The sequence below is a fragment of the Fontibacillus panacisegetis genome (genome assembly GCF_900102215.1).
In the GTDB taxonomy this organism is placed as follows: Bacteria; Bacillota; Bacilli; order Paenibacillales; family Paenibacillaceae; genus Fontibacillus; species Fontibacillus panacisegetis.
Genome location: NZ_FNBG01000038.1, coordinates 1 through 26,789, shown reverse-complemented (window position 1 = coordinate 26,789; position 26,789 = coordinate 1). Strand labels below are relative to the sequence as shown.

34 protein-coding genes and 3 pseudogenes are annotated in these 26,789 nt (G+C 36.6%); 30 read left to right on the top strand and 7 right to left on the bottom strand.

From position 1 onward, the window contains the following. Window positions 1-255: 255 nt before the first annotated feature. The 5 genes from BLS49_RS21740 (at window position 256) to BLS49_RS21720 (ending at window position 4,534) form a co-directional block, all read left to right on the top strand. Window positions 256-1,266, top strand: a complete 1,011-nt coding sequence (locus BLS49_RS21740) for a DUF4339 domain-containing protein (RefSeq protein WP_091235725.1) — start codon at window positions 256-258, stop codon at window positions 1,264-1,266. Between the two features lie 92 nt (window positions 1,267-1,358). Next, window positions 1,359-1,835 carry an NUDIX domain-containing protein gene (locus BLS49_RS21735; RefSeq protein WP_091235724.1) on the top strand — a complete coding sequence of 159 codons (477 nt, stop codon included), beginning with the start codon at window positions 1,359-1,361 and terminating at the stop codon, window positions 1,833-1,835. Window positions 1,836-1,917: 82 nt separating this feature from the next. Continuing rightward, a complete protein-coding gene (locus BLS49_RS21730) occupies window positions 1,918-2,658 on the top strand; it encodes a class I SAM-dependent methyltransferase (RefSeq protein WP_091235722.1) in 741 nt (246 codons plus the stop codon). 413 nt (window positions 2,659-3,071) lie between these two features. Beyond that, complete coding sequence (locus BLS49_RS21725; protein WP_091235757.1) at window positions 3,072-3,605, top strand: hypothetical protein; 534 nt, start codon at window positions 3,072-3,074, stop codon at window positions 3,603-3,605. Between the two features lie 467 nt (window positions 3,606-4,072). After that, complete coding sequence (locus BLS49_RS21720) at window positions 4,073-4,534, top strand: hypothetical protein (RefSeq protein WP_091235721.1); 462 nt, start codon at window positions 4,073-4,075, stop codon at window positions 4,532-4,534. A 361-nt stretch (window positions 4,535-4,895) separates the two neighbouring features. Here BLS49_RS21720 and BLS49_RS21715 read toward each other — a convergent pair whose 3' ends face one another. From BLS49_RS21715 to BLS49_RS21685, 7 genes are all read right to left on the bottom strand, one after another. Beyond that, the gene (locus BLS49_RS21715; RefSeq protein WP_091235720.1) at window positions 4,896-5,099 is read right to left on the bottom strand and encodes a PspC domain-containing protein; all 204 of its coding nucleotides are present in this window, start codon (window positions 5,097-5,099) and stop codon (window positions 4,896-4,898) included. A 215-nt stretch (window positions 5,100-5,314) separates the two neighbouring features. Then, a complete protein-coding gene (locus BLS49_RS21710; RefSeq protein ID WP_091235718.1) occupies window positions 5,315-6,049 on the bottom strand; it encodes an ABC transporter permease in 735 nt (244 codons plus the stop codon). A 9-nt stretch (window positions 6,050-6,058) separates the two neighbouring features. After that, complete coding sequence (locus BLS49_RS21705; RefSeq protein WP_091235716.1) at window positions 6,059-6,796, bottom strand: ABC transporter permease; 738 nt, start codon at window positions 6,794-6,796, stop codon at window positions 6,059-6,061. Continuing rightward, window positions 6,789-7,712, bottom strand: a complete 924-nt coding sequence (locus BLS49_RS21700; protein ID WP_091235714.1) for an ABC transporter ATP-binding protein — start codon at window positions 7,710-7,712, stop codon at window positions 6,789-6,791. The genes BLS49_RS21705 and BLS49_RS21700 overlap by 8 nt, the downstream gene beginning before the upstream one ends. A gap of 158 nt (window positions 7,713-7,870) precedes the next feature. After that, window positions 7,871-8,788 carry a sensor histidine kinase gene (locus tag BLS49_RS21695; RefSeq protein ID WP_091235712.1) on the bottom strand — a complete coding sequence of 306 codons (918 nt, stop codon included), beginning with the start codon at window positions 8,786-8,788 and terminating at the stop codon, window positions 7,871-7,873. 5 nt (window positions 8,789-8,793) lie between these two features. Then, complete coding sequence (locus BLS49_RS21690; RefSeq protein ID WP_091235711.1) at window positions 8,794-9,504, bottom strand: response regulator transcription factor; 711 nt, start codon at window positions 9,502-9,504, stop codon at window positions 8,794-8,796. After that, the gene (locus tag BLS49_RS21685) at window positions 9,494-9,691 is read right to left on the bottom strand and encodes a DNA-binding protein (protein ID WP_091235709.1); all 198 of its coding nucleotides are present in this window, start codon (window positions 9,689-9,691) and stop codon (window positions 9,494-9,496) included. The genes BLS49_RS21690 and BLS49_RS21685 overlap by 11 nt, the downstream gene beginning before the upstream one ends. 575 nt (window positions 9,692-10,266) lie before the next feature. Between BLS49_RS21685 and BLS49_RS21680 the strand changes: the two genes are divergently transcribed. From BLS49_RS21680 to BLS49_RS21560, 25 genes and pseudogenes are all read left to right on the top strand, one after another. Next, window positions 10,267-10,797, top strand: coding sequence for a recombinase zinc ribbon domain-containing protein (locus BLS49_RS21680; RefSeq protein ID WP_091235707.1), 531 nt, complete (start codon window positions 10,267-10,269; stop codon window positions 10,795-10,797). A 2-nt stretch (window positions 10,798-10,799) separates the two neighbouring features. Then, window positions 10,800-11,111, top strand: a complete 312-nt coding sequence (locus tag BLS49_RS21675) for a DUF4368 domain-containing protein (RefSeq protein WP_091235705.1) — start codon at window positions 10,800-10,802, stop codon at window positions 11,109-11,111. 3 nt (window positions 11,112-11,114) lie between these two features. After that, window positions 11,115-11,285, top strand: coding sequence for a GNAT family N-acetyltransferase (locus tag BLS49_RS25845; RefSeq protein WP_425432171.1), 171 nt, complete (start codon window positions 11,115-11,117; stop codon window positions 11,283-11,285). A gap of 262 nt (window positions 11,286-11,547) precedes the next feature. Continuing rightward, on the top strand, window positions 11,548-12,018 hold the full coding sequence (locus BLS49_RS21665; RefSeq protein ID WP_091235703.1) for a pyridoxamine 5'-phosphate oxidase family protein: 471 nt from the start codon (window positions 11,548-11,550) through the stop codon (window positions 12,016-12,018). A 111-nt stretch (window positions 12,019-12,129) separates the two neighbouring features. After that, window positions 12,130-12,435, top strand: a complete 306-nt coding sequence (locus tag BLS49_RS21660) for a hypothetical protein (protein ID WP_091235701.1) — start codon at window positions 12,130-12,132, stop codon at window positions 12,433-12,435. A 169-nt stretch (window positions 12,436-12,604) separates the two neighbouring features. Further along, complete coding sequence (locus tag BLS49_RS21655) at window positions 12,605-13,384, top strand: HAD family hydrolase (RefSeq protein ID WP_245742688.1); 780 nt, start codon at window positions 12,605-12,607, stop codon at window positions 13,382-13,384. A gap of 52 nt (window positions 13,385-13,436) precedes the next feature. Further along, window positions 13,437-13,934 (top strand): hypothetical protein, encoded by a 498-nt coding sequence (locus tag BLS49_RS21650; protein WP_091235698.1) that lies wholly within the window; start codon window positions 13,437-13,439, stop codon window positions 13,932-13,934. A gap of 130 nt (window positions 13,935-14,064) precedes the next feature. Continuing rightward, entirely contained in the window at window positions 14,065-14,535 is a 471-nt protein-coding gene (locus BLS49_RS21645; protein WP_091235696.1) for an NUDIX hydrolase, read from the top strand. A 255-nt stretch (window positions 14,536-14,790) separates the two neighbouring features. Continuing rightward, window positions 14,791-15,339 carry a GNAT family N-acetyltransferase gene (locus tag BLS49_RS21640; protein ID WP_091235695.1) on the top strand — a complete coding sequence of 183 codons (549 nt, stop codon included), beginning with the start codon at window positions 14,791-14,793 and terminating at the stop codon, window positions 15,337-15,339. A gap of 90 nt (window positions 15,340-15,429) precedes the next feature. Further along, a complete protein-coding gene (locus BLS49_RS21635) occupies window positions 15,430-15,933 on the top strand; it encodes a GyrI-like domain-containing protein (protein WP_091235693.1) in 504 nt (167 codons plus the stop codon). A 259-nt stretch (window positions 15,934-16,192) separates the two neighbouring features. After that, window positions 16,193-16,777 (top strand): GNAT family N-acetyltransferase, encoded by a 585-nt coding sequence (locus BLS49_RS21630; RefSeq protein ID WP_091235691.1) that lies wholly within the window; start codon window positions 16,193-16,195, stop codon window positions 16,775-16,777. Between the two features lie 157 nt (window positions 16,778-16,934). After that, window positions 16,935-17,663: a class I SAM-dependent methyltransferase gene (locus BLS49_RS21625; RefSeq protein WP_245742686.1), complete on the top strand. Its 729-nt coding sequence runs from the start codon at window positions 16,935-16,937 to the stop codon at window positions 17,661-17,663. Between the two features lie 106 nt (window positions 17,664-17,769). Continuing rightward, window positions 17,770-18,551, top strand: a pseudogene (locus BLS49_RS21620) (methyltransferase domain-containing protein). 345 nt (window positions 18,552-18,896) lie between these two features. Continuing rightward, window positions 18,897-19,112, top strand: a complete 216-nt coding sequence (locus BLS49_RS21615; protein WP_245742684.1) for an NUDIX hydrolase — start codon at window positions 18,897-18,899, stop codon at window positions 19,110-19,112. 123 nt (window positions 19,113-19,235) lie between these two features. After that, window positions 19,236-20,003 (top strand): aminoglycoside adenylyltransferase domain-containing protein, encoded by a 768-nt coding sequence (locus BLS49_RS21610; protein WP_091235690.1) that lies wholly within the window; start codon window positions 19,236-19,238, stop codon window positions 20,001-20,003. 180 nt (window positions 20,004-20,183) lie between these two features. Beyond that, the gene (locus BLS49_RS21605) at window positions 20,184-20,681 is read left to right on the top strand and encodes a GNAT family N-acetyltransferase (protein WP_091235688.1); all 498 of its coding nucleotides are present in this window, start codon (window positions 20,184-20,186) and stop codon (window positions 20,679-20,681) included. 140 nt (window positions 20,682-20,821) lie between these two features. Further along, window positions 20,822-21,328 (top strand): uracil-DNA glycosylase family protein, encoded by a 507-nt coding sequence (locus BLS49_RS21600; RefSeq protein ID WP_091235755.1) that lies wholly within the window; start codon window positions 20,822-20,824, stop codon window positions 21,326-21,328. 85 nt (window positions 21,329-21,413) lie between these two features. Next, window positions 21,414-21,686, top strand: a complete 273-nt coding sequence (locus BLS49_RS21595; protein WP_091235686.1) for a hypothetical protein — start codon at window positions 21,414-21,416, stop codon at window positions 21,684-21,686. Window positions 21,687-22,211: 525 nt separating this feature from the next. Next, a complete protein-coding gene (locus BLS49_RS21590; RefSeq protein WP_091235685.1) occupies window positions 22,212-22,448 on the top strand; it encodes a phosphoglycerate mutase family protein in 237 nt (78 codons plus the stop codon). Further along, window positions 22,439-22,834 (top strand): histidine phosphatase family protein, encoded by a 396-nt coding sequence (locus BLS49_RS25840; protein ID WP_091235683.1) that lies wholly within the window; start codon window positions 22,439-22,441, stop codon window positions 22,832-22,834. Before BLS49_RS21590 ends, BLS49_RS25840 begins: the two co-directional genes overlap by 10 nt. A 273-nt stretch (window positions 22,835-23,107) precedes the next feature. After that, window positions 23,108-23,815, top strand: a complete 708-nt coding sequence (locus BLS49_RS21580) for an HAD family hydrolase (protein ID WP_091235681.1) — start codon at window positions 23,108-23,110, stop codon at window positions 23,813-23,815. Window positions 23,816-24,027: 212 nt separating this feature from the next. Beyond that, window positions 24,028-24,345: a hypothetical protein gene (locus BLS49_RS21575; protein ID WP_091235680.1), complete on the top strand. Its 318-nt coding sequence runs from the start codon at window positions 24,028-24,030 to the stop codon at window positions 24,343-24,345. Between the two features lie 351 nt (window positions 24,346-24,696). Further along, window positions 24,697-25,214 (top strand): annotated as a pseudogene (locus BLS49_RS25835) (SF0329 family protein). Window positions 25,215-25,393: 179 nt separating this feature from the next. After that, on the top strand, window positions 25,394-25,816 hold the full coding sequence (locus BLS49_RS21565) for an NUDIX hydrolase (RefSeq protein ID WP_091226183.1): 423 nt from the start codon (window positions 25,394-25,396) through the stop codon (window positions 25,814-25,816). 396 nt (window positions 25,817-26,212) lie between these two features. Then, a pseudogene (locus tag BLS49_RS21560) lies at window positions 26,213-26,746 on the top strand (FRG domain-containing protein); the annotation flags it as partial. Window positions 26,747-26,789 lie beyond the last annotated feature (43 nt).

Sequence of the window (26,789 nt, the reverse complement as noted above, 5' to 3'; positions counted from 1 at the left end):
AGGCCAGTTGAAGACGTTTGAGGGGTAAAGAGATTGAAAAAAATAAAATTGAAATTATTGAGTTGAATAGTTTGCTCTTACGAGCCCCTTGGTCGCCAGAGGTACTTTTAAAGAAAGAGATTCAGACCAACAATCCTGCACCGAATAAGCACACGCGCGGTGTAACGGCCTTAAGACGGTGAGAATTCATGAATAAAAAAACGTTATAAGAAACTGGTGCAAGGTTAAATCATTCAAACAAAGGGAGTTGAAAATATGTTTTGTAGCAAGTGCGGGGAGGAACAGAAGGAACAGAAAAATGTAATTTGTCCTAATTGCGGAAATACAGTATTTACACCATACAAACTTAAGGGCTTGAAATGGGACAAACCCAAAGAAAGTGAGGATATATCTATTGTCGCAGATATTGCATTATCAGATCAAAAAAACGAACAATGGTATTATGCATTAAATGGGGAAAGACACGGACCTGTTTCAAGGCTTGAGCTGCTCAACCTTTATAAAAATGAAAAAGTATTTTTAGGCACTAAAGTTTGGAAATATGGAATGTCAGAATGGGCGGACATAAGTCATACAGATTTGATCGATAAAAGTATTGAACCACCACCGTTGAAAGGCGAGGATATTAATAATACATTAGTATGTATATTGGCATTCACACCAATTTTAGGGACTTTGTTAGAATATATAATTGCTGGAGCAATTGGTGTGGCTAGCGGTTCATTATGGTTTATTACTACAATACTTAATACCATACTGTGTATTATTGATGAAAGAAAAATAAAAAAAGCTGGCTATAACACTAAAGAAATGTTGGTGTGGGCAATATTCTTTATTCCAGTTTATCTTTTTAGAAGAGCACATTTGTTGAAACAGAAAAGTGTTTATGCCATTGTTTGGTGTATTACGTTTGTAATTATGATTTTCGCTCCAACGTGGATTTCTGGAATTACTGGTATTGCAGACCCAAGTGCTGTTGATCTTGTTAAAGAGGGGACAATGAATTCGTATCCTAATAAAACAGTGAGTCAAATGGTAGATAACTATTTTCTAGATCCTAAATGGGAAGCTATTATAGGGGACGATAGAAATACATATGTTAATGTTAAGAGAAAAATTACATATCAAGGGAAAAATACCAATGTACTCATTCAATACAAACTAATTAATGATCGTTCATTTGAGTTTTATGCATTGGAGTTTAATGGGGTGCCACAAAATATGCTAACTTATACAGCATTGATGAACAGCATGTATGCTGAGTAGATTTTATTCGGTATATTCGAAAAACACACCAACAGATTATAACATTTAACACCATTTTCACGCATCAGGCCATTCGGAAGGATGTGATTTCGATGATGATTTCATTTAATGTGGGAAATTCACAGAAGTTTAATTTAAGGGCAGTGTGTCTGATCGTCAAGGAGGACCGAATACTCTTCCAACGTTTCAATAACAGTGATTACTGGTTCTTGCCAGGAGGAAGAGTTGAAATGATGGAAGAAACACAAGAGACAATAGAAAGAGAACTACATGAGGAATATGGTTGGAAGATCAAAAGCAAAAGACTAGTTTGGATTGTAGAGAATTTCTTTAGATTGGACAATAAGGACTTTCATGAGTTGGGCTTTTATTATCTGATTCAAATCGATGATGGAATAGAAGTAACTGAAACAGAGTTCAATTGTCTTGAAGGTATTTCAGTGAGTAGATGGATTCACATCAGTGAACTAGATCAGTATCCGATCGTTCCGGAATTCATTAGACAAGGGATCGATATAGGTCAATTACAACAGACAAGAGAAGTCAGACACATTATGAATCGAGGGTAACTCGGAGCGGGCTACTAACACTTGATTGTATTCTTTCAATTATTGCTGCTCACTTTATTTCATATTAGAGGAGGTCATTAGGATGAACAAGCATAGTGTTTATGAAACAAACAGCTTCTATTGGGATACAAAAGGAAATGATTTTTTAGGAGCAATCGTGCTTCCTTTTTATGGAGCATTTGTCTCAGAAGAAAAATGCCAACTTTTTGGCGATGTCTCAGGAAAAAAGATGTTAGAGATAGGCTGTGGAAATGGTCAATCCTTGCAGTATCAGGGGGATCGCAAAGCATCTGAACTATGGGGGATGGATATATCAAAAGAACAAATTGAAAAGGCAAAGCAACATTTGACGGCGTGCGGTCTTTCAGCAAAATTGATCTGTTCTCCCATGGAAGAAGAATGTAACATACCCGTGGATTATTTTGACTTTGTGTATTCTATTTACGCCATAGGCTGGACAACCGACCTTGAAGGCACTTTTTGCAGGATCGCTTCTTATTTAAAAAAAGACGGCATATTTATTTTCAGTTGGTCTCATCCTATACACAAATGTGTTGTTGAAGAAAATAATAGATTTGCTTTTAACAAGTGTTATTTCGATGAATCCTGGTATTCGGTATCTCTTGATGAAGGCGCTCTAACCTTATCTGATCGTAAACTATCAACCTATGTAAATGCGTTGGCGAAAGCAGGGTTTGTTATTGAACAAATGATTGAAGAAACCGAGAATGAAATAATACAATTGCACGATGAAAATAATGATTTCGTAAAAAGAGCGAAAATGTTTCCTGTAACCTTTGTTATCAAAGCAAGAAAACTTTAAAATGACTGAAGAAGAAGCTCCAAAAATAAGTGAGTTAGTGGCTCGATGGAGGGCTGCATCAGATAACATTATTTTCACGCATTGGGCTAACGCCTTCGGTCAGGCAGAGGGATATCCGGGAAGTAGAGACAGCGGCCACACCCAGCATTCGCTGGGCGCGTGAATACAGAACGTTATTTGAAATCTGAGCACACGAATAATGAAAGGAATAATTCAATGGTAAATTCTCCGAAGCATATAGTGACTATTTTTGGGGAGACCCATTGCCGGACAATTTAATACATCGGATGAAAGTCTGGAGATTGAATATTGTATAAATTATAAAGATCAATTTTTAGTAGAGTATAATAACCGGGATTTAAAGAGAAGGACATTTTGTGGGAATATCGAGGAAGGCTCGGACTTCAAATATTATGAAATATGATTTGTATCATTATTTTGAGCAAGATAAAGGGCCATTCAGAAACCTATCTAAACTCTCAATTGAACAAGCAAGTCTTATTTCAAATCAAATTCGAACTGAAGGCAGATCATTTGCAAGCCAACGAAATGATAATTATTTGATGATCAGAAGAGAACTTGAAAGACAAGCTAGAGATCAATTCATTTGTAAAGGTGGGAAACCACGAAATTCATACCCTCATTATATGACATTAGAATCTTGTAAATGGCTTGAGTCATGGTATAGCAATCCAGGACGAATCTCAATTGATTGGAATGAATTCTCTAAAGAATCCATCAGTTTTACTTATGGTGATCTTTTTCCAACGATGCGTTACCCTGATGGAAAAGCATATAGAAAACAAGTTTATAATAAAGATGAAATTATTGAAATAATACAAGAATATGGATTACCACAGGAATGGAATAGTAATGGAGAAAACGGACCAGAAAGATACATTGAAGTTCAAATATGGGATGAAGAGATTATTAAGAGATATTTGTAAGCGATCCTTCGAAGTCGAAGACTTCAAATAACACCGTATTCACGCGGCGGGCATTCCCCCTCGGTCGACGGAAGCATTAGCGGAGAAGTTGAATCAGGCGACAACCCTGCACCACCTAAATAACGGGGAAAGAGTGACATTGATTGCTGAAGTAAATGGATAATTATGGGGAAACTGTTGTAATAGATCATGATATTGTTCTCTACTTAACGAAGAAATTAAAGAATTAGAGTTTGATAGGGATTCAGTGAAGGTGCGGACATTTTATAACGTATTCACACATCGGGCCATTTGGCCCACGGTCCGCCAGAGGCATTTCGGAGAGGTTTAGTCAAGCGGACACTCCTGCGAACCTAACCGTCGCGGTCACGACCGGCAGCTAAAGCTGCCTTAAGGTTCTCGGGTTCGTGAATACAAGAACGAACGTTATGTGAAAGACTAGCAATATTAAAAACAGGAGATGAAAAATGCCACTAATTCATGAATTCCTTGTATTCCCGAAAACCGGTTTTGAACTAAATCAAATTGTTAGGAATGACAATGGTAGAATCGATAAGACTAAATCAGGGTTAGATTATTTAGTTGAGATAGACGATGATTTATTTCAGTACTTTTCAGATACATTAAATTGGATTCCTACAGAGTCAGCTAATTATGGATTTAATTACTATGGTCTAACAGAAATCCATTCAGTGGGAGCAACTAAATTAAAGAAAGTCATAAAAGGTTGGTTTGATATATTTGAGAGTGCCCCTGATATCGTGAAATTAACAGGGAATTATACTTGGTCAGAAAATATAAATGAAGGGAAATACGAAAAAATATATAAAAGAAAAGATGATGTTTTGAAGGTGCTTTTTGAACTAATGATACTATGTAATATAGTTGAGGAAAATAATGAAAAGTTTCTATTGCATATGGGAATCTGAAAAAAATAAAGATTCATTTAAGCTATTCAGGAGGGCTAGTCCATCAAATAACACCGTATCTACGCTGTGGGCTTTGCCCTTGGTTCGCAAGAAGTGGTAAGCAAGGAAGTTGAATCAGCCCACAACCCTGAGAGGCTAAATCTTCAATCGTATAAAGGATTCTTAAACTTCCAGCACGAAGTCTATACATTGAGGACTCGCCTTGGATTTTCTTAATGTCCAGTTCGGGATTTAAACTTGACTATCTGTTGATATGCTCTTATATGTTATTTCGTTTTCACGCTTTTTCCATGACAAACGGGCAAATAAAAATGCAAAATAGTAATCACCATATATGCCATGTACAACAGATAAGTTGTTTCTAATCCCCAAGGAAATTTTTTGGCTCTTTCGGTACAAAAATCGAAAACAGAATATAGGCCACGAGTCCGCTTCCATATGCTGCAAAAAATACTGCCCAGAGTAACCGTACCACTTTGGGGTTTACATCAAAGTATTTGGCAATACCGCCACAAACACCGGCAATCATTTTTCCTTCTCTAATCCTATGTAATCTTTTTTTCATAAACAGTTACCTTTCTGTCATTGTTCATCGGCTCTACGCTTTTGTGTCTGGCTCTTTGATTAATGACCAAGCTTGCCAACCCAATCAGCTATCTGTTCTGTTACCCCTTTAGGGGGGCATTGTTGAATTTCCACTCGGTATAACAGTGTAGAATACCAAAGAGCAACACAAATATAATCAGTTTCTTCTTTTTCTTCATTTTGAGATGACCTATTTCAACTTTCTTCACTATGTTTTAGCCCTTTCAGTATAAAGACAGAAAGGCAGCCGCAAAGCAGTAAGCTAATCCAACTAAGTATTACTTGACTTGTTGATGCGTCATAGTATCCAGAAATAGTAAATACAGCCGTAATGGGATAAAAGGCTTTTAGGAAATTAGACATACTCATAAATAGTCCGGAAAAAGAGTACATCTCAGTGATTACTAGCGCAAGCCAATAGCTCTTTTTCATATGTGATACCAAAGCAATAATGGGCGAGATAGCAAGGAATATGCCTACGCCGTCCAGAAAATATGCTTTCAGAAAACCTAAAACCATTTCTACTGACAAATCAGAAAAATGTAAAATGGCCTCAACCAAAAATGTTATAGCAAAGAGCAGCAAGTAAATAAGTATGCTGAACACGAAAGTAATAATCATCTTTGCGGCGGTTAATTTTTCCTCATTTATGGGAATAAGCCGCAGAGATTTTATAGTGTCCTCCTGTTCTTCACGACAAATCATATAACTGCCTAAAAGGGCAATGACCGCAGGAAGAACAAAAAAAGTTGCCCATGGTTGAGTCATAGTCATATACCAGCCTGCATTGTCTATATTACGAGAGCCGTCATACACATCCTGCTCTCCTAAAAAAACAATGACCGCTACCATAACTGTTGCAAAAACTGCAAGCCAAACAATATTTGAACGGCGAATTTTTTGACGTTCCGCCCAAAGTAATGTTCGCATTCTTTCACCTCACTTTCTTCTCCCCAACGTGATATTTGCAAGCACTACTGCAGCAATATTCCAAACGCAAATGCAAAGAAATGCCAATGGAACATTAACCGCTTGTGTAAATACAATGCCCGGAATATCTCCATTCCTTGCGATTATAACAGCCATACTGGATAAGGGGTGTAGATACATATTTACCGTCATTATGAAAAAACCGAGAAAGCTATAAATCAATGTAATACAAACCGGGAGAATATATCCCTTTTGCGACGCAGCTATTGCCAAAATCGGCAGCATTGCAAAGGCAGCAATAAAACCAATCTCCAAACACTTTTTTAGCAAAAATATTACGCTTCCCCATTCAAATGCGACATATCCGGGAAGTACACTGAACATAACAGAAGCAACGGCTGTAATCAGCATAAAACAAATGGAGTAGATCAAAACTATAAAAAATTTACTGAAAAAGTACCCCATTTTGCTGATAGGCACAATCCAAAGTTGTTTGAGCATATCGTGCTGATTTTCGTCGTGCATAAGTATGGTGCAAAGCATTCCCAAAACGAAAGGCAAGATAATCAAAAATGTGTATCCGAACGCAGACCATTTATAAAACTGTATCGGTTCAACACCTACGTTACCAAAGTACTTGAAGTATAATAGTGCGAAAAACGGCATAATGAGGGCAGCCAACATCATTATCCAGACAAGTTTCCTGCGGCGCAGTTTTAGGAATTCTGTTTGAATTAGTTTAAGCAATGCCTTCTCCTCCTGTAATTTTTTTGAAATAATCTTCCAAGGTGTCGTTGCAGAGCTGAGAGCTGATAACGGTCACATTCTGCGTTACAAGGGCTTTATTGATTTCACCCATATCCAGAGCAGTGTCATAAAGCCGTAAGGTATGGTCGTCTTGAACAGAATAATCTTTCAAGGAAAATTGACGCTCTAAGATCAGTGACGCTTTCGGAATATCTGAAACTTGCAACAGGATATATTTGCGGTTTTTCTTTTCCAGTTCGCCCATGCTGCTTTCTTCCAAAAGAACGCCGTGGTCGATGATTCCAATATCATCAGCCAATAATGAAATTTCCGAAAGAATATGACTGGAAATAAGAATTGTCTTTCCTCGCTCAACGCTCAAATTCTTAATAAAATCTCTTACTTCTGCAATGCCAATAGGGTCAAGACCGTTTGTAGGTTCGTCCAAAATCAGCAGTTCCGGGTCATGCAAAATAGCGTTCGCAATACCAAGACGCTGCTTCATTCCGAGGGAATACTTACTAAACAACTTTTTGTCTTTATAAGGTAATCCCACTACTTTCAATGCGTTTTCAACTGCGTGTGGGGCGGCTGTACCACGCAGCTTCGCAAAAATCTCCAAGTTTTCCGTTCCTGTCAAATTTGGATAAAATCCCGGTGTCTCGATAATAGCACCGATACGGGGATATACCCGTTTTTCTTGACCTTTGATATTTCGTCCTAACACATCTACCTCGCCAGATGTGATTGGAATCAACCCTAAAATCATTTTCATAATAGTGGTTTTCCCGGCTCCGTTGCGCCCTAACAGACCGTAAATCCGACCTTTTTTTACATGGAGATTGACTGAGCTAACTGCTGTCTGCTCTCCGTAAATTTTTGTGAGTTGTTTCGTTTCAATCACAAAATCATTCATATAAAATCTCCTCACTTTCGATAACTGTGCTTTCGCAATGTGATAACCGATATAAAGGCAGAAACAATCACAATTAAAAGTATAAAACATTAACCTTGCCAAAACCTTGCTTTAACCTTGTTTTTATCTTGTTTTAGCAGTAATAAAGCCCTGTGCTGTCACAGGGCTTTTGGCAATAAAATCGTGAATGTAGTTCCAGAGCCAGGAATGCTGGCTGCTGTAATCGTTCCTCTGTGGGCGCTGACAAGCTCTTTGGAAATAGAAAGCCCAAGCCCGTTTCCTTTGGCAACCCGTGAATGGTCGCATTGGTACATTCTTTCAAAAATATGTGGGAGATTATCAGAAGATATACCTTTCCCGTTGTCTGTTATTACAATTTTGGCTTGCTGTTCATTCTCAAAAATACGAAGCGCCATATTATCACCCTCACTGTGAGTAATAATATTTTGTAATAGATTATTGAGAATACGGGTATATGCGTTTGCGTCTATGTGTATGGAATACTCTGTTTCAGGTATATCAAATTCATATTCAAAATGACTGTTTTCTAAAAAAGGAATCCAATCAGCTATAATATTACGGGATAACTCATTCAAATCAAAAATCTCAAAATGAAAAATCTGTTCCCCGGAATCTAATTTAACCCATTCAAACAGATTTTCTACAAAATGTTTTAAGTGCTGGGCTTTATTAGACGCAACATGTATATATTCGTCCTTTTCTTCTCCTACAACAATTTTACTTTCGATTGCTTCCAAATAACCAACCAAAGAAGCAAGTGGAGTTTTCACATCATGGGAAAGACTTGCCATTAGCCGTTTGTATGCCTGCTCTGAATGCTTTTGCTGAATAAGCCGTGATTGGCTGTTGATTGCAATTTCGTTAATACCATAACAAATTTGCCTTGTCATATCGCTCTCCGTTGCTAAAACACGTCGATTAAGGTTTCCATTTTCTATATCTTCTAAAGCGTCTTTCATAAGAGTAAGCTGCGTTTGGATACGCTGTAAGACAGAAACAAGGTACGCTATAATAAGCAGGGTAAGAACCAACGCAAAAAGCAGATAAACACTCATATATGTCAAGCCTCCTTATTAAAACGATAGCCTACACCTCGGACTGTTAAAATATAAAATGGACGGTCGGGGGCTGGTTCAATCTTTTTGCGCAATTTACTGATGAAAGACATAATGTTACTATCGTCAAAAGCATATTCTTCTTCCCACACTTGCGTATAAATCTGTTTTTTGGTAAACACCCGTCCTTTATTAGAAGATAGAAACAAAAGCAAATCAAACTCTTTGCTTGTAAGCTCAACTGGAATATCATTGACAGAAACAATGCGGTTTGCTTTATCAATGACCATTCCTTTCAGCACCATGCACTCCGTATCTATTCCCGTCGTAGGGTTTAAGGTGGTATAGCGGCGGATAAGAGAATTGACACGGGCCATCAGTTCGTTAATACTGAATGGCTTTGTCAAATAATCATCAGCACCAAGCCGCAGCCCGGAAACTTTATCTTCCTCGTCATTTTTGGCAGTTAGCATGAGCACCGGGATATTACTTGTTTCCCTAATTTTTTTCAGAACTTGAAAACCGTCTATATCCGGCATCATTACGTCCAAAATCACAAGAGAAAGAGAGCAGCTATTTTTATTTTCGTCGGCCAGACGCAGCCCCTCCACGCCGCCATGTGCAATAATAGCAGATAAATACTCTTGCTCTACACATTTTTTCATAAGAGCACAAAGCTCTTTGTCATCGTCTATGATTAAAACTTTATATTTCATTTTTTTCTCTCATATCCATCCTCTTTTTTCTTGCATCTGCTGGTTTTTCCGCATCCCTTGGGATTGCCCATGCACGACCGAAGCGAACCGCTCCGTCAATTCTGTTTTCCTCACATATTTTCTGAATTCTCCGCTTGGAGATTCCCCATTTTTCAGAAGCCTGCTGTACAGATATATAATCAAGCATTTATATTCCTCCATTTTGCATCTATGAATTTTAATGTATACGCCAAAGCGAATAAAATCAAGACAAGAAATCTTAACTTTATCAGTCCGTGCAGTCCTCTCACTTTTTCCTTAACTGATCGTAGTTACCAAGAACTTTAATGGCGGCAGGCAGAATAATTCCTATGAGATTACGAATTCATTTGTCTGCCAAGTGGATACCCCTATAGGTCATGGTGGCTTATGCCCTGACTTGCAAATGGATAGGAGTAAACAAGGAGAATATTAACTTCCCTTAACAACAATTTTTCTCAACAGAGAAAAAAGTATTTGAGGCTATACCTGAAAAAACATCAGGGTTGAATATTGTGCAGGTTAAAGGAGTTATGCTGCTTCGGTAGCATAACTCCCGGAAACGCCCACCGGCAAAGCCGTTAGGGGATTCGAAAGTAGTGGGAGGATTTGAAACAGCAAAATTTACAGGTAGATTTTTGAAATGTACGCAAACGGCGTGGGGCGCAACACCATTGTCAAATACTTGCGTGTGCCAGCGGCTGTGCTCTACTCTATGTAAGGGGTATCCGGTATTCGAAGCAAATGGAGATAGAGGAAAACCGCTATCGGTGGAGTTCCGGAGGGCTGTCAAACCTGTTTAAGAATCCGGCATACATCGGTGGTACAGTACATTACCAATATCAAAAAGTATGGACACCTGGAAGGAAATTACAGTCGCACCCTGACCGAACCAAGGTACATGAGAATTTAATTGTTGGCATCACCAAGTGTGCGGATTGCGGCAAATCCATGAATCTCAATTGTGTGACCAATGAGCGAAAAAAAGGTGTTGTCCGTACCTACTCCCTTTACTGCGATACCTATAAAAAATACAGCAAGCTGGAATGCCGCTGTCATTATACCAATTACAAAAATCTGTGCAGAATCGTTCTTGAAAGCATCAATAGCCTGATTTCCAAGGTGGAGCTGGATGAGGATAAGATCATGAAACGGCTTCGCAAGCTGAAAAATCAGGGAGCGATGTCAGATGATAACACCTCAAAAAAGGTCGCCAAAAAGGAAAACGGATATCGGAAATCGCCCGGATTTATGCGAAGTTGTATGAGGACATAGCCTTGGAAATTGTCAGCGAGGAAAATTTCAAAATGCTCAGCGACCGGCTTCAGGACGAACAGAAAAAGCTGCGGGATGAGCTTGCTGCCATTAAAAAGCGAAGCGAAGAATTCGAAAAAACAGAAGAAAACATCCAGAGCTTCGTCACCCTGATTAAGAGCATGAAGCATGTGGAAGAGTTGGACAGGCCGATTGTGCAGGCGCTGATTGAGCGGATTGAAATCGGCGAAAGTCGCACGGATGCCGATGGCGAGAGGAATCAGCAGATTGATATTGTTACAAATTCATCGGTAAGGTGGACTTTTGAGCAGTGAAAAATATGCATCCCGAAAGTACCAACAACATTAGTTGAAACCGGAGAGCAATGGTCAAAGTCTTTAGGATGTAATCAAATAGCATTGGATACCGAGTTAGATAATTATACAAGTCAGGAATTTCATAAGAAGATTGGTTTTAAAAGAAGCAGGAAGAATAGTAGCTTTTATTAAAGACATAAACTGATTTTATTAGAATATAACATTTTGATTGCTGTTGCAAGGGAGAGGGAACTTCAGTTAACACCATATTCACGCAATGGGACTATCGCCCCTTGGTTATCAGATGTATAATCATGGAAGAAGCTCAGATAACAAACGCCCCAGTCTAAGATAAGAGCTATCTAAGGCTGGGGCGTTTCGTGAATGCAAGAACGTTAGCTGAAACTCACCAAAATTAAAATACTAATTTAAAAGCGTGATGGGGAGGATTGAAATGGAAATTTTTGATAAAAGTATGAAGGTTATGAATGAATTATTTGCAAGAGATTATCAGTTTGCATTAGCAACTTCAAATAATAATATACCTTCTGTTAGATTCGTAGATACATACTATGATAAAAGTTCTTTCTACATAGTTACATATGCAAATTCGAAAAAAGTTAAAGAAATAGAAATTAACAAAAGCGTTTCATTATGCAATAAGTTATATAATTTTAGCGGAATTGCTTATAATATGGGACATCCATTAAAACCTCATAATAGTGAAATTAGAGAAAAACTAATAAATGCCTTTGAATCATGGTACTTTAAGCATAATAATGAAAATGATGAAAATATGTGTTTTGTAAAGGTGGAATTAACACATGGATTTTTTTATAAGGATAGTATGGGGTATAAAGTGAATTTTATAGCACAGGAAGCTAGTGAATTCCCATTTGAATTTGATATTTTTGTTATAGAATAATTTCTGCTCCTACGGGTTGGTGAGTACCACAACGCAACGTTATCGGCAATTATTGCATTGTATTAATAGAATATTGAGAGCATGAAAATCCTTAAGAATGAGGACAAAACAATGAAAGTATTTAGAAAGAAAGTTAGATCAATAAATGTTAAAGGCATGTTGTTTTTTTGTGTAGTAGACGAAAGAAAACATGATGTAGTGTTTCGAGTTTACTCTGGTAAATTTAGGTCTTCGTATGTAGAAATCTTATTTGATTGGAAGGATACTTACTGGATAAATCTATATAAGCCAAGTGTGCGCGCTAAATTAATAGAATACATAATTGATAAGGGTTGGAAACCTGATAATGAAAAACAAATCAGTAGAATTTTGAACAGTAATAAACTCATTGAAGAGTTATCCCTTAAAGAAATATGAATAGCAAACTTGAATAGAAGTAAGGGATAGGTAGAGAAGTGGATTCTGCTCACAACCCTGTGAGGTTAAGTCCGTCGGACCTGGGCCGTGTGCGCCTTAAGCCTCTCGGGTTCGTAGATACAAAAACGTTAGATGAAATAACGAAGATCTCTATTAGGTGGTGAATCCTGTGAAGTATTCGGTCGTTGTCCTGGATCTCGATGGCACGTTTTTAAACTCTTCGAAGCAAGTCTCTGAGCGGAATTTGGCAGCAGTACTGTCTTGTTATAGCAAGGGCATGAAAATCATAATCGCTACGGCTCGTCCTCCGCGGGCCGTTAGATGGTTTCTTCCTGGAGAATTGATGGAAATAGGATCATTTGTTTACTATAACGGGGCACAAGTAGTTTGTGAAAAATCCAATGTAGAATTTTATGAATCCATATCGCTATCTATAACTTCTGAAATTCTGGAATATGGTTTACATCAAAATCCAGAAATTGAATTGACAATGGAATTCAGGGATGAATGGTTTAGTTTAAGAGAACTTGATTATTCTAATATGATGAATGTAAAGGCTAATCCTATTGTTAAGTCACTAGAAGAGTTGAAACAATATGAAGCGACGAAAATATTAATTTCTGGATTTGATCAGGTTCAGGATCTTTACATTAAGTTTGGCCAGCAAGTAAATATACTGGTTACTGACAATAATCAACTGATTCAGATTATGCCATTGAATGCATCGAAAGAACGGGCAGTTACTAGACTCTGCAATATTTACAATATAAGTATGGATTCAGTGATTATATTTGGAGATGATCATAACGATTTAGGCCTGTTCAAGACAACTGGATATTCAATTGCCATGGGAAATGCGATAAATGAATTAAAAGAAATTGCTGATGAAGTAACAGAAAGTAATGATCAAGATGGAGTAGCCATCATCTTAGAAAGATTGTGCGGGTAACTCAAAGTTACCCAATTATCATTGATAATTACAAATTCAAGGGGGATGAGATATGAAATGCTTAAACAGCATCTCAGGTATTACCATTATTGGTTTAATCATCTTTTTAGTATCAGGGTGTTCAAATAATTTGAATTCTTCTGAACTCAGTTCATATAAAGATAAAACATTTAATTTTATTGTGCATTACCCTGCAGGTTGGAATAGTGTAATTGAAGAAACCTGGGAAGGAACTGAAGAAAGAGAAAGTAGTCCTGATGGGGGTATTGTTATATATGTTGAAAGTAATAAGGATGATATTATAAGAGTATTTGGCCAACACGGTCAGATCTCTTTACCAACTGAAGGATTTGTACAGGAAGATTTTTATACCTCTTCAGGTGAAAAAGGCCTATTATTTTCGAATGAATTAATGGATGAGAAAGAAATATATTTCATAATGGATAGTGGCTTTAATGGTGCACATATTCGAGTAAGTAACGATTCATTCAAACGAAATGAAGAAAAAATAATGAATGTTTTAAGAAGCATTGAATTAATTAATGATTGATTAACAGCATCGAATAACACCGTATTCACGCTGCGGGGCTGGCGTTCCTTAAGCCAGTGAGGGCTCGTGAAAACAAGAACTTATATGATATATGGGAGAAATATGAAAAAATTTGTGAGGTGTGTATTCCGTGGGGTATATTGAAGAACTTAGAAAGTTAGTTGGTAATCAACCCTTGATTCTGGTAAGACCAAGTGTGGCAGTAATAAATAAATTTGGTCAGATACTATTAGTTAAATATCAGGATGATTCTTGGGGGATCCCAGGAGGTTTGATGGATCTAGGGGAGTCAGTTGAGGATTGTCTTAGAAGAGAGGCTAAAGAAGAGTTGGGTATTGATTTAGGACCGCTTCATCTTTTTGGTGTGTTTTCAGGGAAAGAGCTATATACAAAATTAAGGAACGGACATGAATATTATAATGTAATTGTGGGTTACATTTGTACGGATTTCAAGGGAGATATCAAACCAGATGGGGAAGAAGTCATAGAAGCAAAATTTTACAATCTTATTGAAGTGCCGGAAAGTACACAACCATATATTAAAGAGAAGTTGAAAGAATTAGGACCAAACCTGCAACAATTATTGGGAGCAACTCAATGAACCCCCCGACGTCTATTACACCGTATTCACGCTGCGAATTAGCTTGCGTCGATCCTTGGTCTGCCAGAAGTAATTGACTCAGGGGTAGATTCAGTGGAGCATCCGCACCAACTAACCGCATCGCGGCCAGACCTTAGGGGTGGGACGAAGTGAATACGGGAACGTTATGCGTAATTCCTAAGAGTTGTGTTTAATAAGCTGACGAAAGGTTCTCAATTCACTTTTTTATAAATCTAATTTGAAGGTGGATTCATGATGGTTATTAAACAAAAAGAATTTAATGTGAAAGAACTGAGTTATTCTATTCGATTAGCAATAATTGAAGATGCAAAAGCTCTGTCGGAACTACGAGTACAGATTGATGGTGAGACAGAAAATATGGACAGAGAAAGCGGAGAGGCATATATTGACCCCACTGGATTTGAAAAAATTATTAAAACGGATCTAGAGAGTTTAAGGAATATATTTTTGGTTGCAGAAATTGATAATCGAATTGTGGGGTATTCTCGGTGTGAAGGAACAAATTTAAAGCGACTGTTACATAAAGTAGAATTTGGAGTATGCGTATTAAAAGGGTTTTGGGGATATAGTATAGGAAAAAATCTATTAAAAGAGTCTATTTCCTGGGCTGATTCTATTGGTATCAAAAAAATGACATTGAATGTATTAGAAACAAATTACAAAGCAATAGAATTATATAAGAAGCATGACTTTGAAATTGAAGGGATATTAAAACATGATAAATTACTTGCTGATGGCAGACTTTACAGCACTATTGTGATGGGAAGGTTTAAAGAAGAGTGAATTTTTTTTCTGATAAATTCATATCTTCAAATGCCGACCGATAAAGTAGCGCAATATGTAGAAATCATAATTTATGGGGAGGGAAAGACAATGGAGTTTAATTTTTCAATTGTAGAAAGAGATGAAATGTTTTTACTGGGAATTAAACAAGTCATATCTGAGGATGACGAGGAACAACTTTACAAGTTTTTTGATGGCATTGTTCAAGACGGCAGGTATTTGAAACTTTTTTCTTCTCAAAAAGAAAATATGGGGGAGTGGAATATCTATACTTCAAATTCCCAAATTGATGGAAGCGGTAATTATCTCTTTATGGTTGCAACAGAATTAAATCATCATATTGATTTGTCTAAGTTGGATGGAATGAATCTGGATTTTATGCATGTTTTGTCAGCCAAATGGTTGACCATTAGGGTTTCGTCACATGACGAGATGAAGGCTGTTCACAAACGCACGATCCTGGACAAATGTATCGAAGACTTAGGATATCGATTAGATTTTCATTATAATAAGCCTATTATGGAGTTTCAGCCAATTGCATGCACCCAAAATCCTCCATATCTTGATTTTTGGATGCCTGTTCAAAAAGTATAATAGTGCTATATAGGGCGGTCATGCCGCAACAGATTTGTTGTTTCAATTTCATTTCTTTACATAAATCCCTTCAACACTGTGCGGCTCGGTACCGATGGTCCAGGGAAAAAAGAATTATAATCAAGGAATACATATACTCTATCAATAAGAGAATGCTAAACTTGAAGAACAAGTGAAAACGCTTCAAAGAGTGATACAAAATTTCAAGTTATGTTTGCTTATTTCTTTGATGATATTCACGGACAATGGAGGGATTTCCATGAAGGATATTAAACTCGATAATTATTTCTGGCAGGACGAGGTAGTTCGATTGCGGGCAATTCAACCCGAGGACTGGGAAGAGCATTATAACAATCGTTTTGACACACCTGCACGCAGGTTGCTTAATTATGTAGTGGAATTGCCTCCCACGATCGCTGAAGCCAAAAGTTTTGCAGAAGAATTTACGGATTTTGCTAAGAGTTACGAGAGAATTATGTTTACCATTGAAACTATGAATGGCGAAAATCTGGGTGGAATTAATCTTTGCGGTATTGACGAGAGAAACGGAACCTTCGGCATTGGCATACAGATCAATCGGGATCACCGGGGCAAAGGCTATGGCACCAGGGCTATGAGAATTCTTTTAAGATACGCCTATTTCGAACGCAGACTGAATAAGTTTAATGTCTCCGTTCTTGAAGGAAACGATGCCTCGGCGATGATGATGCAGAAATTGGGCTGTGTTCAAGAAGGAGTTCGTCGACAAATCGTTTATTCCAACGGCCGATATCACGATGAAGTTCTCTATGGCATGACGAAAGAAGAATTTGAGCAAATAAACAATATTCCACATATAGGATGATAGAGGCTGTGATGTCATTTCTCAAATGTATAATCATGATAGAATAATAGACAACAAATGACCCAGCCTATGATAAGAGCTATCTAGGGCTGGGTCATTTCGTGAATAAAAGAACGATATCGGAAATTAAAAAATAAATAAGAGAGGAGAAATCAAATTGAATAACAAAGCCAAAAAAATAAAAAGGCTTGGGAATATCGAGCATATGAATTTTGGCTTAAAAGAGATGGTTTGCGCCAAAAAAATATTAGATAATCCACTAGCATGTCTTAAAAAGCATAAACAATATTTTGAAAATGTTGAAGGGAAAAAAATTGCAAATCTTTGTGGATCAAATGGACGAAAGGCTGTTCCGTTAGCTTTATTAGGAGCAGAGGTGACTGTATTCGATATTTCTGAGGAAAATAGAAAATATGCCATAGAGCTAGCTACAAGTGTGAATGCCAATATCGATTATATTGTAACGGATGTTTATGATATTGATCTTGAGAAATATAAAGGATATTTTGATCTCCTATATTTAGAAGGAGGAATATTACATTATTTTGATGATATTGATAAGTTGATTTCTATTCTTTATAGCATATTGAAAGATAGTGGGATGATGATTCTAAGCGACTTTCATCCACTAGGAAAATGTATCACTAGCCAAGGAAAGATTGACTATTTTGATTCAGAAATAAAAAAAGGGGATGTGGCCTATAAAAGTTTCTTTATTGAACAAGAACAATTGGATTTTCCTGATGTTTCTATAAGGTCCTATACCTTAAGCGAGATTATCAATTCAGTCCTCTCACAAGGCTTTGAACTCAAGAGGTTTGATGAACATCGTGGCTGGAATAATGAAAATATTCCATGGGAATTTACTATACTAGCGCAAAAATAAGAGCAATTTTACATGGAGGGTGCTGACATTCGATAACACCTTATTTGCGCATCGGGTTGTCATGAACTTCGTCGCATAACATTTATTTAAAGGGGCGAAAATATTGGTGTCTGAATATTATTGGGACAAGAAGGTTGAATATCTTAGAAATACTAGGTGGTTATACTATAATGATGATTACTTAGAGTTCTTAGTCAAGGGAGTATGGAAGATTAAAGGTCCAGTCAATATTATTGATTTTGGTTGTGGTTATGGATATTTGGGACTGAAATTACTTCCATTACTACCTGAAGGGAGCACCTATACTGGAATTGATAAAGGTACTGAGTTGATTAGTAAAGCAAAAGAAATATTTCAAGAACTGCCTTATACAGCAGAGTTTATTATTGGTGATATCGAAGAAATAAAAATAAGGGAAGACTTATTTGTTTTGAGTCACATTGGATAGCCAGTATGTCTAACTATTCTTTAGATGGAGTGGACCTCTCAGAAATCGTCCAGTTGGGAATCCTGCAAAAGCTATTTGAAGCCGATTCAAAAGGCAATGGTAAAGACGGTAATATTGGTATGCAATTACCTATTATATTTAGTCAATTAGGATTAATAGATGTGGAGTGCAGAGTAAGTGACCGAGTTAATTTCCTGGATCAGAACATGGATGAGGAAAAGAAAAGAATACTTTTTCATTCGTTAAAGGAAGAGGGCCTAGGATTAGAGCCTGGGGATAGAGACAAGATAATTGAGAATTTAATAAATCGTGGATTGACAGAAGAGGAAGCCCAAAAACAATATGAGGTAGAATTTTCTCTTTCTCAAAAGTTTGGAGTTGAATCATGGTTTACCTATTCTCCTAATATGAAGGTAACATTTGGTACAATAAAGAGATAGAGTAGGTCTTTCAGAGAAGAATACGACATCAGCTAACTCCGCTATGGGCTACGCTCTCGGTTCGTATGATGGGGTAGCGGAGAAGCCCCTTCAGCTCACAACCCTATGAGACTAAGTCCGTCGGACCCGGTCACTAACCTTCCCTTAAGCCTCACGGGTTCGTAGATACATGAACGTTATCTGAAAGAGTGAAGCCAATATTAAATTCATTAAAAACTTATGTTGGACGATCCTGAGATGCAGGGAAATTTTATACATAGGTAAAGAAATTATGAGGCCGGGTAGCGTCGTAGATGAGGCAACGTGTATGAAAAATAACCAACAATTTTTAGAAGGAGCCTCAAGATGTTAAAAGAAGAACAACCACGGAAATATCACGTGCTGGCTCGAGGAGTCATATTAACCGATAAATATCTTTTAGTTGCCCATTGTATAGGAATGGATAATACATTTTTACCAGGAGGACATGTTGAGTTTCATGAAAGTATTAGAACCTCTTTTGAAAACTATATAAATGATGTTGAAGGACCCTTTTTTGAGAGTACATTCAAAGAGAATTAGTGAGGTTTTTCGATGAAGAGAACTCTTCGGACCTACGGTCCTTAAGCTGTTTGGGAGTCAGAATTACGCAACGTTAGAGGGAATCAACGCAAGAGCACGAAATTAAAAAAGGCGGAGATAGAATTGAACCAACAAATTATTTTGGATAATGTAACTTGTCTTTTGAAAGAAGAATTATCGGAGTCTGTTATAGGAATTTATTTACACGGATCTATGGCCATGGGATGTTTTAATCCCGCTCAAAGCGATATAGATATTTTAGTAATTATCAGAGAAAAACAACCCATCGATATCTATAAGAAAATTGCAAGGAAATTAATCAATATTGAAGATGAGATGAATGTGATAAAGGGATTTGAATTAAGCATAGTATTGGAAGCATATGCCGATAACTTTGTATATCCAACACCTTTTGAATTTCATTATTCATCATTTCATAAAGAGAAGTATAAAACAGATGAGAATTATTTTTGTGGGGGGTATGAAGATTCCGATTTAGCTGCTCACTTCGTTATAACGTATAATCGTGGAATTGTACTTTTCGGTGAACAAATAAAAAACGTAATCAAGCCTATAGATAAGCGTTATTATGTTGAATCAATTAAATCTGATGTTGATGAAGCACTTGAAGGAATTACTGATAATCCTATTTACTATGTTTTGAATCTTTCTAGAGTTCTTCTATATTTAAGAGATTCGGTAATCTCTTCGAAGAAAGAGGCAGGAGAATGGGCACTGAACATGGTACCAACTGAATATAAAGACGTAATCGCTCAATGCCTTGCAAAGTACAATAATGAAGTAGAAAATTTAAATCTTAGTAAGAAAACATTATTGAACTACGCAACGTATATGTTGGAAGAAATTGAAGAATTAACAATACAGCAATAGTGCTTTTATTTAGTGTCTCGAAAAAGCGTTGACATCCTATATCACGAGATTCACGCAGCGGACTTGCATCCTTGGTTGGAAAAAGATAAGTAGATATCTAAAGCTAGTCGTTTCGTGAATACCTTTACGTTACCTGAGAGAAATGCAATACAATATTAAATTTAAAATAGAGGGCTGCACATGGATGAATTGATTAATGTTTTTCTTCGGAAAATGTCAAGTAACGATATTTCACTTGTAGAAGAATGGTTAAATAAGGAGCATATAAAAAAATGGTTCGGCGATCCTCAAGAATGGCTGGATGAAATCAATAATTTTAATGGACAGTATTCATGGATAGTTCATCATATAGTTGAATATAACCAAGTTCCAATTGGATTTTGTCAATATTATGATGTTGGCAAGACCGGGGAAGGTTACGCCTGGGATAATGAACCGCTGGGGACATATGGAATTGATTATTTAATTGGTGATGAACAATTATTAGGTAAGGGGATTGGAAATAAGTTAGTAAAAGAATTAAATAAACGGGTTATTGATAATGAAAAGCCTGTACAACTGATAGCGGACCCTATTAAGGAAAATATCGCATCTATAAGAGTATTAGTGAATAACGGGTATAATTTTGATAAGGTAACAGGACTCTATAAATTAATAGTTAAAAATCAAGTGGAATAATAAAGCGTAAGAAAACAAAGTATGGAGGTAATATTATATCAACTGGTAATTGCATGATATGTGAAAAAAAATGCAAGGATGTGAATCAAGAGATCTATCTGCCAAAGGCAAGTATCTCGAGCGAGCAGGTTAAAGTAATTATGATATCTGAAGCATTGCCCAAAAATTTGGACGACAATTTTTACATTAATGAAGAAGCCGCTTTTTTCAGGACGACTCAGCAAGCTCTAGCGGATTCAGGGTATAACATAAATTCCTTTGATGATCTTAATAGCATGGGGATATATTTAACAACAGCCATCAAATGCAGTAAGAAAGATTATTTAGTCTCCGCTACTACAATCAAGAATTGTAGTCTGGTGTTAGAAAAAGAGATTGAACCATTTCATAATGTTAAATCCATAATGTGCATGGGGGATTTTGCGATAAAATCAATAAATTACATATATAAGAGAAAGCATGGTGTCAAAGTTATTGCTAGTGGCTCCACATATAAAATTAGAAACCAAGAGTATATTTATAACAATATTAGATTTTATCCGTCATACACACAGACCGGAGATAGCTATAATCTTGAGAAGAGTAAGAGATACATGATAGCCGAAGATATTAAGAGTGCTTTTGAATATGCAGAAGTTATTTTATGAAAAGAGAAGAAAGACGTTTATTGATAATTATAATTTTTATGATTGTTATTTTTGATCCTTTGAGGTTGATAAGATAAAGCTATTAATGACAAAAGAGGAAGTTGAAGAATTATACGGGAATGGAACTGATAATTCTTCTGAAGGTTGTGAAGGATGTGAAATTTATTTTAGTTATCCTGAATTGAACATTTCCGGTCAATATTCAGAAACTTTGGATCGAATGAATAAGGATAGGGACATTGATGATAGCAAAAGTCCAAAGGTTAAAAAACTTGCCACATTTAAAGATGAATATTTCTATAACTATTATTATAAAGGAAATGTATATATTGGATTATCTCCAGAGAATGCTTTCTAGGGGAAAAGGAAGATAAAGTAAGCAGTATATCAATAGAAATTCGAGTGATGGAAGATGAAGATATAATTTACTAATTCGAAGCAGTCGGCCACTGCATCTAACGCTGTTTTTTATGAATCGGAGGGTGATTCTAATGAAAATATTAGATTACATCACAAAGGGCGTTGAAATCGGTGTGGGTTTTGGTACCATCTCATTCAGGTTTTTACTAGCTGACTGTTGTTACCTACATATCTTACGACATGGTTGCTTTCTCTTGAAGGTGTTTTAACTTGTCTCATTCTAGGGAGTCAATCTTCATTGTTATGCCCTTGAAACCAAGGGCTTTTTTTCATGTGCGGGGATGATAAAATTAGCTAACAAAATATTGTATTACAGGTATACTCAAGGAGATAGAAGGGTTCAGGAATATCTAGAATTTTGCTGGTTTTATGACATGCAGAGATAGATAAGTTAGCGGAAATCAATGCAATCATATTCAAAGCGTAAAAATAAAATGCTTTCTTTTGGAAAGGAGTATATTAGATGAGGCAAATATATGTTATTCAACATTGTCAATCCGAACATCATGTTAACAATATGACTGGTGGTTGGACGGATACACCATTAACCGAATTAGGTAAAAGGCAAGCTGAAGCAGTTGGGATAAGGCTACAGAAAAATCTAGATCCAAATGAATATTCTCTCTATGCTTCAGACTTAATGAGAGCGTCTCAGACTGCATCTATTATTGGTGAACAACTAGATAAGATATACAAGTAAAGAAAAATAACTCCCTAAGGGAAATAAATACTGGAATCGCAGCAGGAAAAACAAAGGATTGGGCTAGAGTAAATAGAAACCCAAAAAATAGCGAGGGATTTGATTTAGATTATCAAGAATTTCAAGATGGCGAAACATGGAGACAGTTTTATACTCGAGTCTCTAATGGTATGGAGAATATTTGTGAAATTGATAAGTCAAACTTAATAATAGTAACTCATGGTGGGACATTGGCATATATTATTGCTTGGTGGTTGAAGTTCACGCCTGAAATGCTTAATACAGCGTACTTTTCTGGTTCTGTAGGTAGTATATCGTTACTAAATAATAATAGTTTCAAACAGAATATACTTCAGCTTTTTAATGACACTTCACATCTAGTATAAGCAATATACCCCAAGGACTTGAATGGTATTTCAAAGAAGGCATTGACATCCGATAACACAGCATTCACGCATTGGGCATTCGCCCTCGGTCCGCGGGAAGCATTTTCAATGAAGTTATCTCAGCGGACAACCCTGCATTGGCTAAGTCTCCGACCCGGCGACCCGATCGCTTCGCTAGATCGGTCGGCAGCTTAAGCCAGTGAGGGTTCGTGAATGCACAAACGTTATACGAAATAACTTCAATAATCATTTAGAATAGAAAGAGCGAAAAAAATGAAAATTAAAGCGATACTTTTTGATTCAGGACGAGTTTTGAATCATCCTAGAACAGGACATTGGTTTATTCCACCTAACTTTTATAAATATATTGATAAACCCTTGTTTCAAAAGCAAGGATCTGATTTATTACAGAAGGTTTTTCAAATTTGTTTACAAAGTATAGATGGGCAGGATTATGTTTTAACGGAACAAGAAGAATACGATTTGTTTCTAGAATTCTATAGTGAATTTGCCAAACAACTTCCACAATTACAACTAACAAAAACCGAGATAGAATGTATTGCAAAAGATACAGTGTTCAATGACGAGAAATTCTTATTTCATGATGATGTATTTGAAGTTATACCTAGACTAAGTGCTACTTATAAGCTAGGTGTTGTTTCGGATACATGGCCATCATTAGAAAGGGTATTTGTTAATTTTAATTTACGAAATTATTTTTCTTCTTTTGTTATGTCGTCTATATTAGGAGTTAGGAAACCTAATGAACTGATGTATACGACTGCTTTGAAGGAACTGAATGTCAATCCCAGCGAGGCTATTTTTGTAGATGACAATATTCATAACTTGGAAGGCGCGAAGAAGTTAGGGATACATACTATATGGCTTTTAAGAGGTTATGAAGAAGTAATTAATGGTGATTATAAAAGTATTAAGAACCTATTTGAATTGGAGAAAACAATTAAAAAACTTATTGATTGAAATATCAAGGATACGAAGTTACTTCGTATAACACCGTATTCACGCATCGGGGCTACCACCCCTTGGTTGTCAGATGAATAATCATGGAAGAGCTCAGACAACAAACGACCCAGTCTAAGATAAGAGCTATCTAAGGCTGGGTCGTTTCGTGAAAACAAGAACGTTATCTGAAAGAGTCCAAATATAATTAAAACCCAGAAAGGCGAGAAATCATGAAATTCAGAGCCAATCAATCCATTGTAGTTGGAGTGGTCATTGTTTTAGCTGCCATTGTTATTAGCTACATCAATTCCATGAATTCGATAACTTATATTTTTGTGGCTTTACTTCTATATCTATTGTTTTATGGGGTTTCATCTGATATCGAGGTGACGGAATCGAGAGTCATTAAACGATCTTTTTTCTATAAGAGAGAAGAGATAGAAATTAAAGATATAAAAACTATTGACGCGGTGACAAAAAAAAGTTCGGTCAAATCTATATTCATATTGGTAAGTCCAACCCCGAAGATTATTTCATCCTTCATTTAAAGAATAACAAAAAAATTATAGTGAGCGCGTCATTCACAAATAATGGTAACAGCGTTGGGAGATATTTAAAAAGTAAATATAATATTCAATTGAAAGAAGTAGATAAGATAAAGTACATCTACAATCCGTAGGTTACTCAAGAAGTGGACTCCTTCAGATAACACCGCTACGTCGCATGCGCTCCTTGGTCCTGGTGATGCATTTGGCAGAGGAGATGATTCACGGACAACCCTGCGAGGCTAAGTCCGTCGGACCCGGTCGCATTGCTCCCTTAAGCCTCTCAGGTTCGTAGATACAAGAACGTTAGACGAAATTCCCTAAATCGAGGTGGGGTATTTGCAATGGAGTAAGATGAAAGAGCAAATTGAATCAAGACTCTGTGAATCTTTGAGAGGCAGAGTTGTTTATAATAGTACTCGATATAGAGGTTCTCATGATAAGGTTGGCAGATCATGGATTACTTTTGATAATGAAATCATACATGACTTTTGTACAGTTAAGTTACGATATGAATTTAATATTGCTGCAGACAGGATCAGGGAGGAATCTGATTCTCATGATTGGAGAAATCCAGAACAAAAGGATGGGTATTATGAAGCGTACAAAATTGCAGATGAAGAAATGGAAAGACAAGGATACATAATCAGTTTGAATTCTATAAAGCAATTGAAGAATATCTAAACTTATCAATAGACGAAGCAATGAACTCTCTCAACCCAATAATTAAAGCGATGTCGTGGTTTGATAAGAGATTGGGTAAGAGAAGACTTTTAAAAATTGATGAAGATGAAAACATAATTGTAAATAAATTTAAAAATATCAGACTTAAAGTTGAAGGTGTAATCAATGAAGAGGGGAACTTCGTCTAACACCGTATTCACGCTGCAGGGCTATCGCCCTTTGGTTGTCAGATGTATAATCATGGAAGAAGTTCAGACAACAAACGCCCCAGCCTAAGATAAGAGCTATCTAGGGCTGGGGCGTTTCGTGAATACACGAACGTTATATGAAAGATATGCAGATTTATTAACAGAAGGGATGTTATCAATTGAAACGAGTGGATGTTACTTATTCTCTAATAACTAATAATTCGAAATCTAAAGTCCTCATGGTACACAATATAGATCGTGATAGTTGGTCTCTACCAGGAGGAGCCGTTGAAACCAATGAAACTTTAGAGCAAGCAGTAATAAGAGAAGCAAAAGAAGAAACGGGGCTAGATATCAAGATATTTGGATTAGTAGCTCTAAATGAATGCAAATTTGAAAAGATTAATGAACATGCAATCTTTTTTACGTTTAGGGCTGAAATCATTGGAGGAAACGAAGAGATTGTTAGACCTGATGAAATTTCAAAGATAGCTTGGATGGATATTAATAAGGCTGAGAAATTAATGCCGTATTATAAAGATGGACTTAGAAAATTAATTGAAGGAAATGAAATAACATATGCAAATGAGGGAAATAAGTAATCTGTAAGGGTATTTCTTCGAAGGCATATCCTTCATATAACACAGTATCTACGCTGCGGGCTTCGCCCTTGGTTCACATGAGGCAGTAGTCAGAGAAGTGGATAAAGCTCACAACCCTGCGAGGCTAAGTCCGTCGGACCCGGTCGCATACGCTCTCTTAAGCCTCTCAGGTTTGTAGATACCCAAACGTTAGCAGAAATTCATGCAAATAAAAAGGAGTATAACAACATGTCTTGGGATAACATTGTTGAACAAGTTATGAAATTTAAAAAAGATAATAGAAATGTTTGGTTTAGGGGACAGGGAGATTCTAGTTGGGAACTAAAATCCTCTTTATTTCGATAAAAGTTTGATAGTCTTGAACAGTTTTTAAATAATGAGAGAACTAAATATAATTTATTTAAGAATTTAGGGCATATTTATCATAACGAGGATGATTGGAATTTAGTCTATATCATGCAGCACCATGGTGTAAAAACGAGACTACTTGACTGGACCGAATCTTTTGCAACAGCGCTTTTCTTTGCATCAAGCAGTTGGGATGATAATAATGGTATTACAATTTGGATGCTTAACCCTCTTAAATTAAATAAGAAAACGATAGGAGGTTCACACTTTTACACAACTCATAAGGAAAGATATCGAGAAAAAATTGCTAAAAATACAGAGACTCCCTTTCCAACTAACTCCATTGCTCTCCATCCAATTAGAAATAATCCTAGGATAGTTGCTCAACAAGGGGTCTTTACAGTACAAGGTAATACATTGGAACCATTAGATAAAGAATTTGATGGAAATCTTATTAAGGAAGGTATATTAGAAAAAATCGATATAGATGCAAAGTATAAAAAAGACGTATCTATATTTCTAGAATTATCGTTACTACTTAGGTCTCCCAACCCCGGAGATTTTTGTTTTGTTCCTCAATAAGAAGGAATTTAAGTGTAGTCATCGCGAAATAGTAGATAAAGCC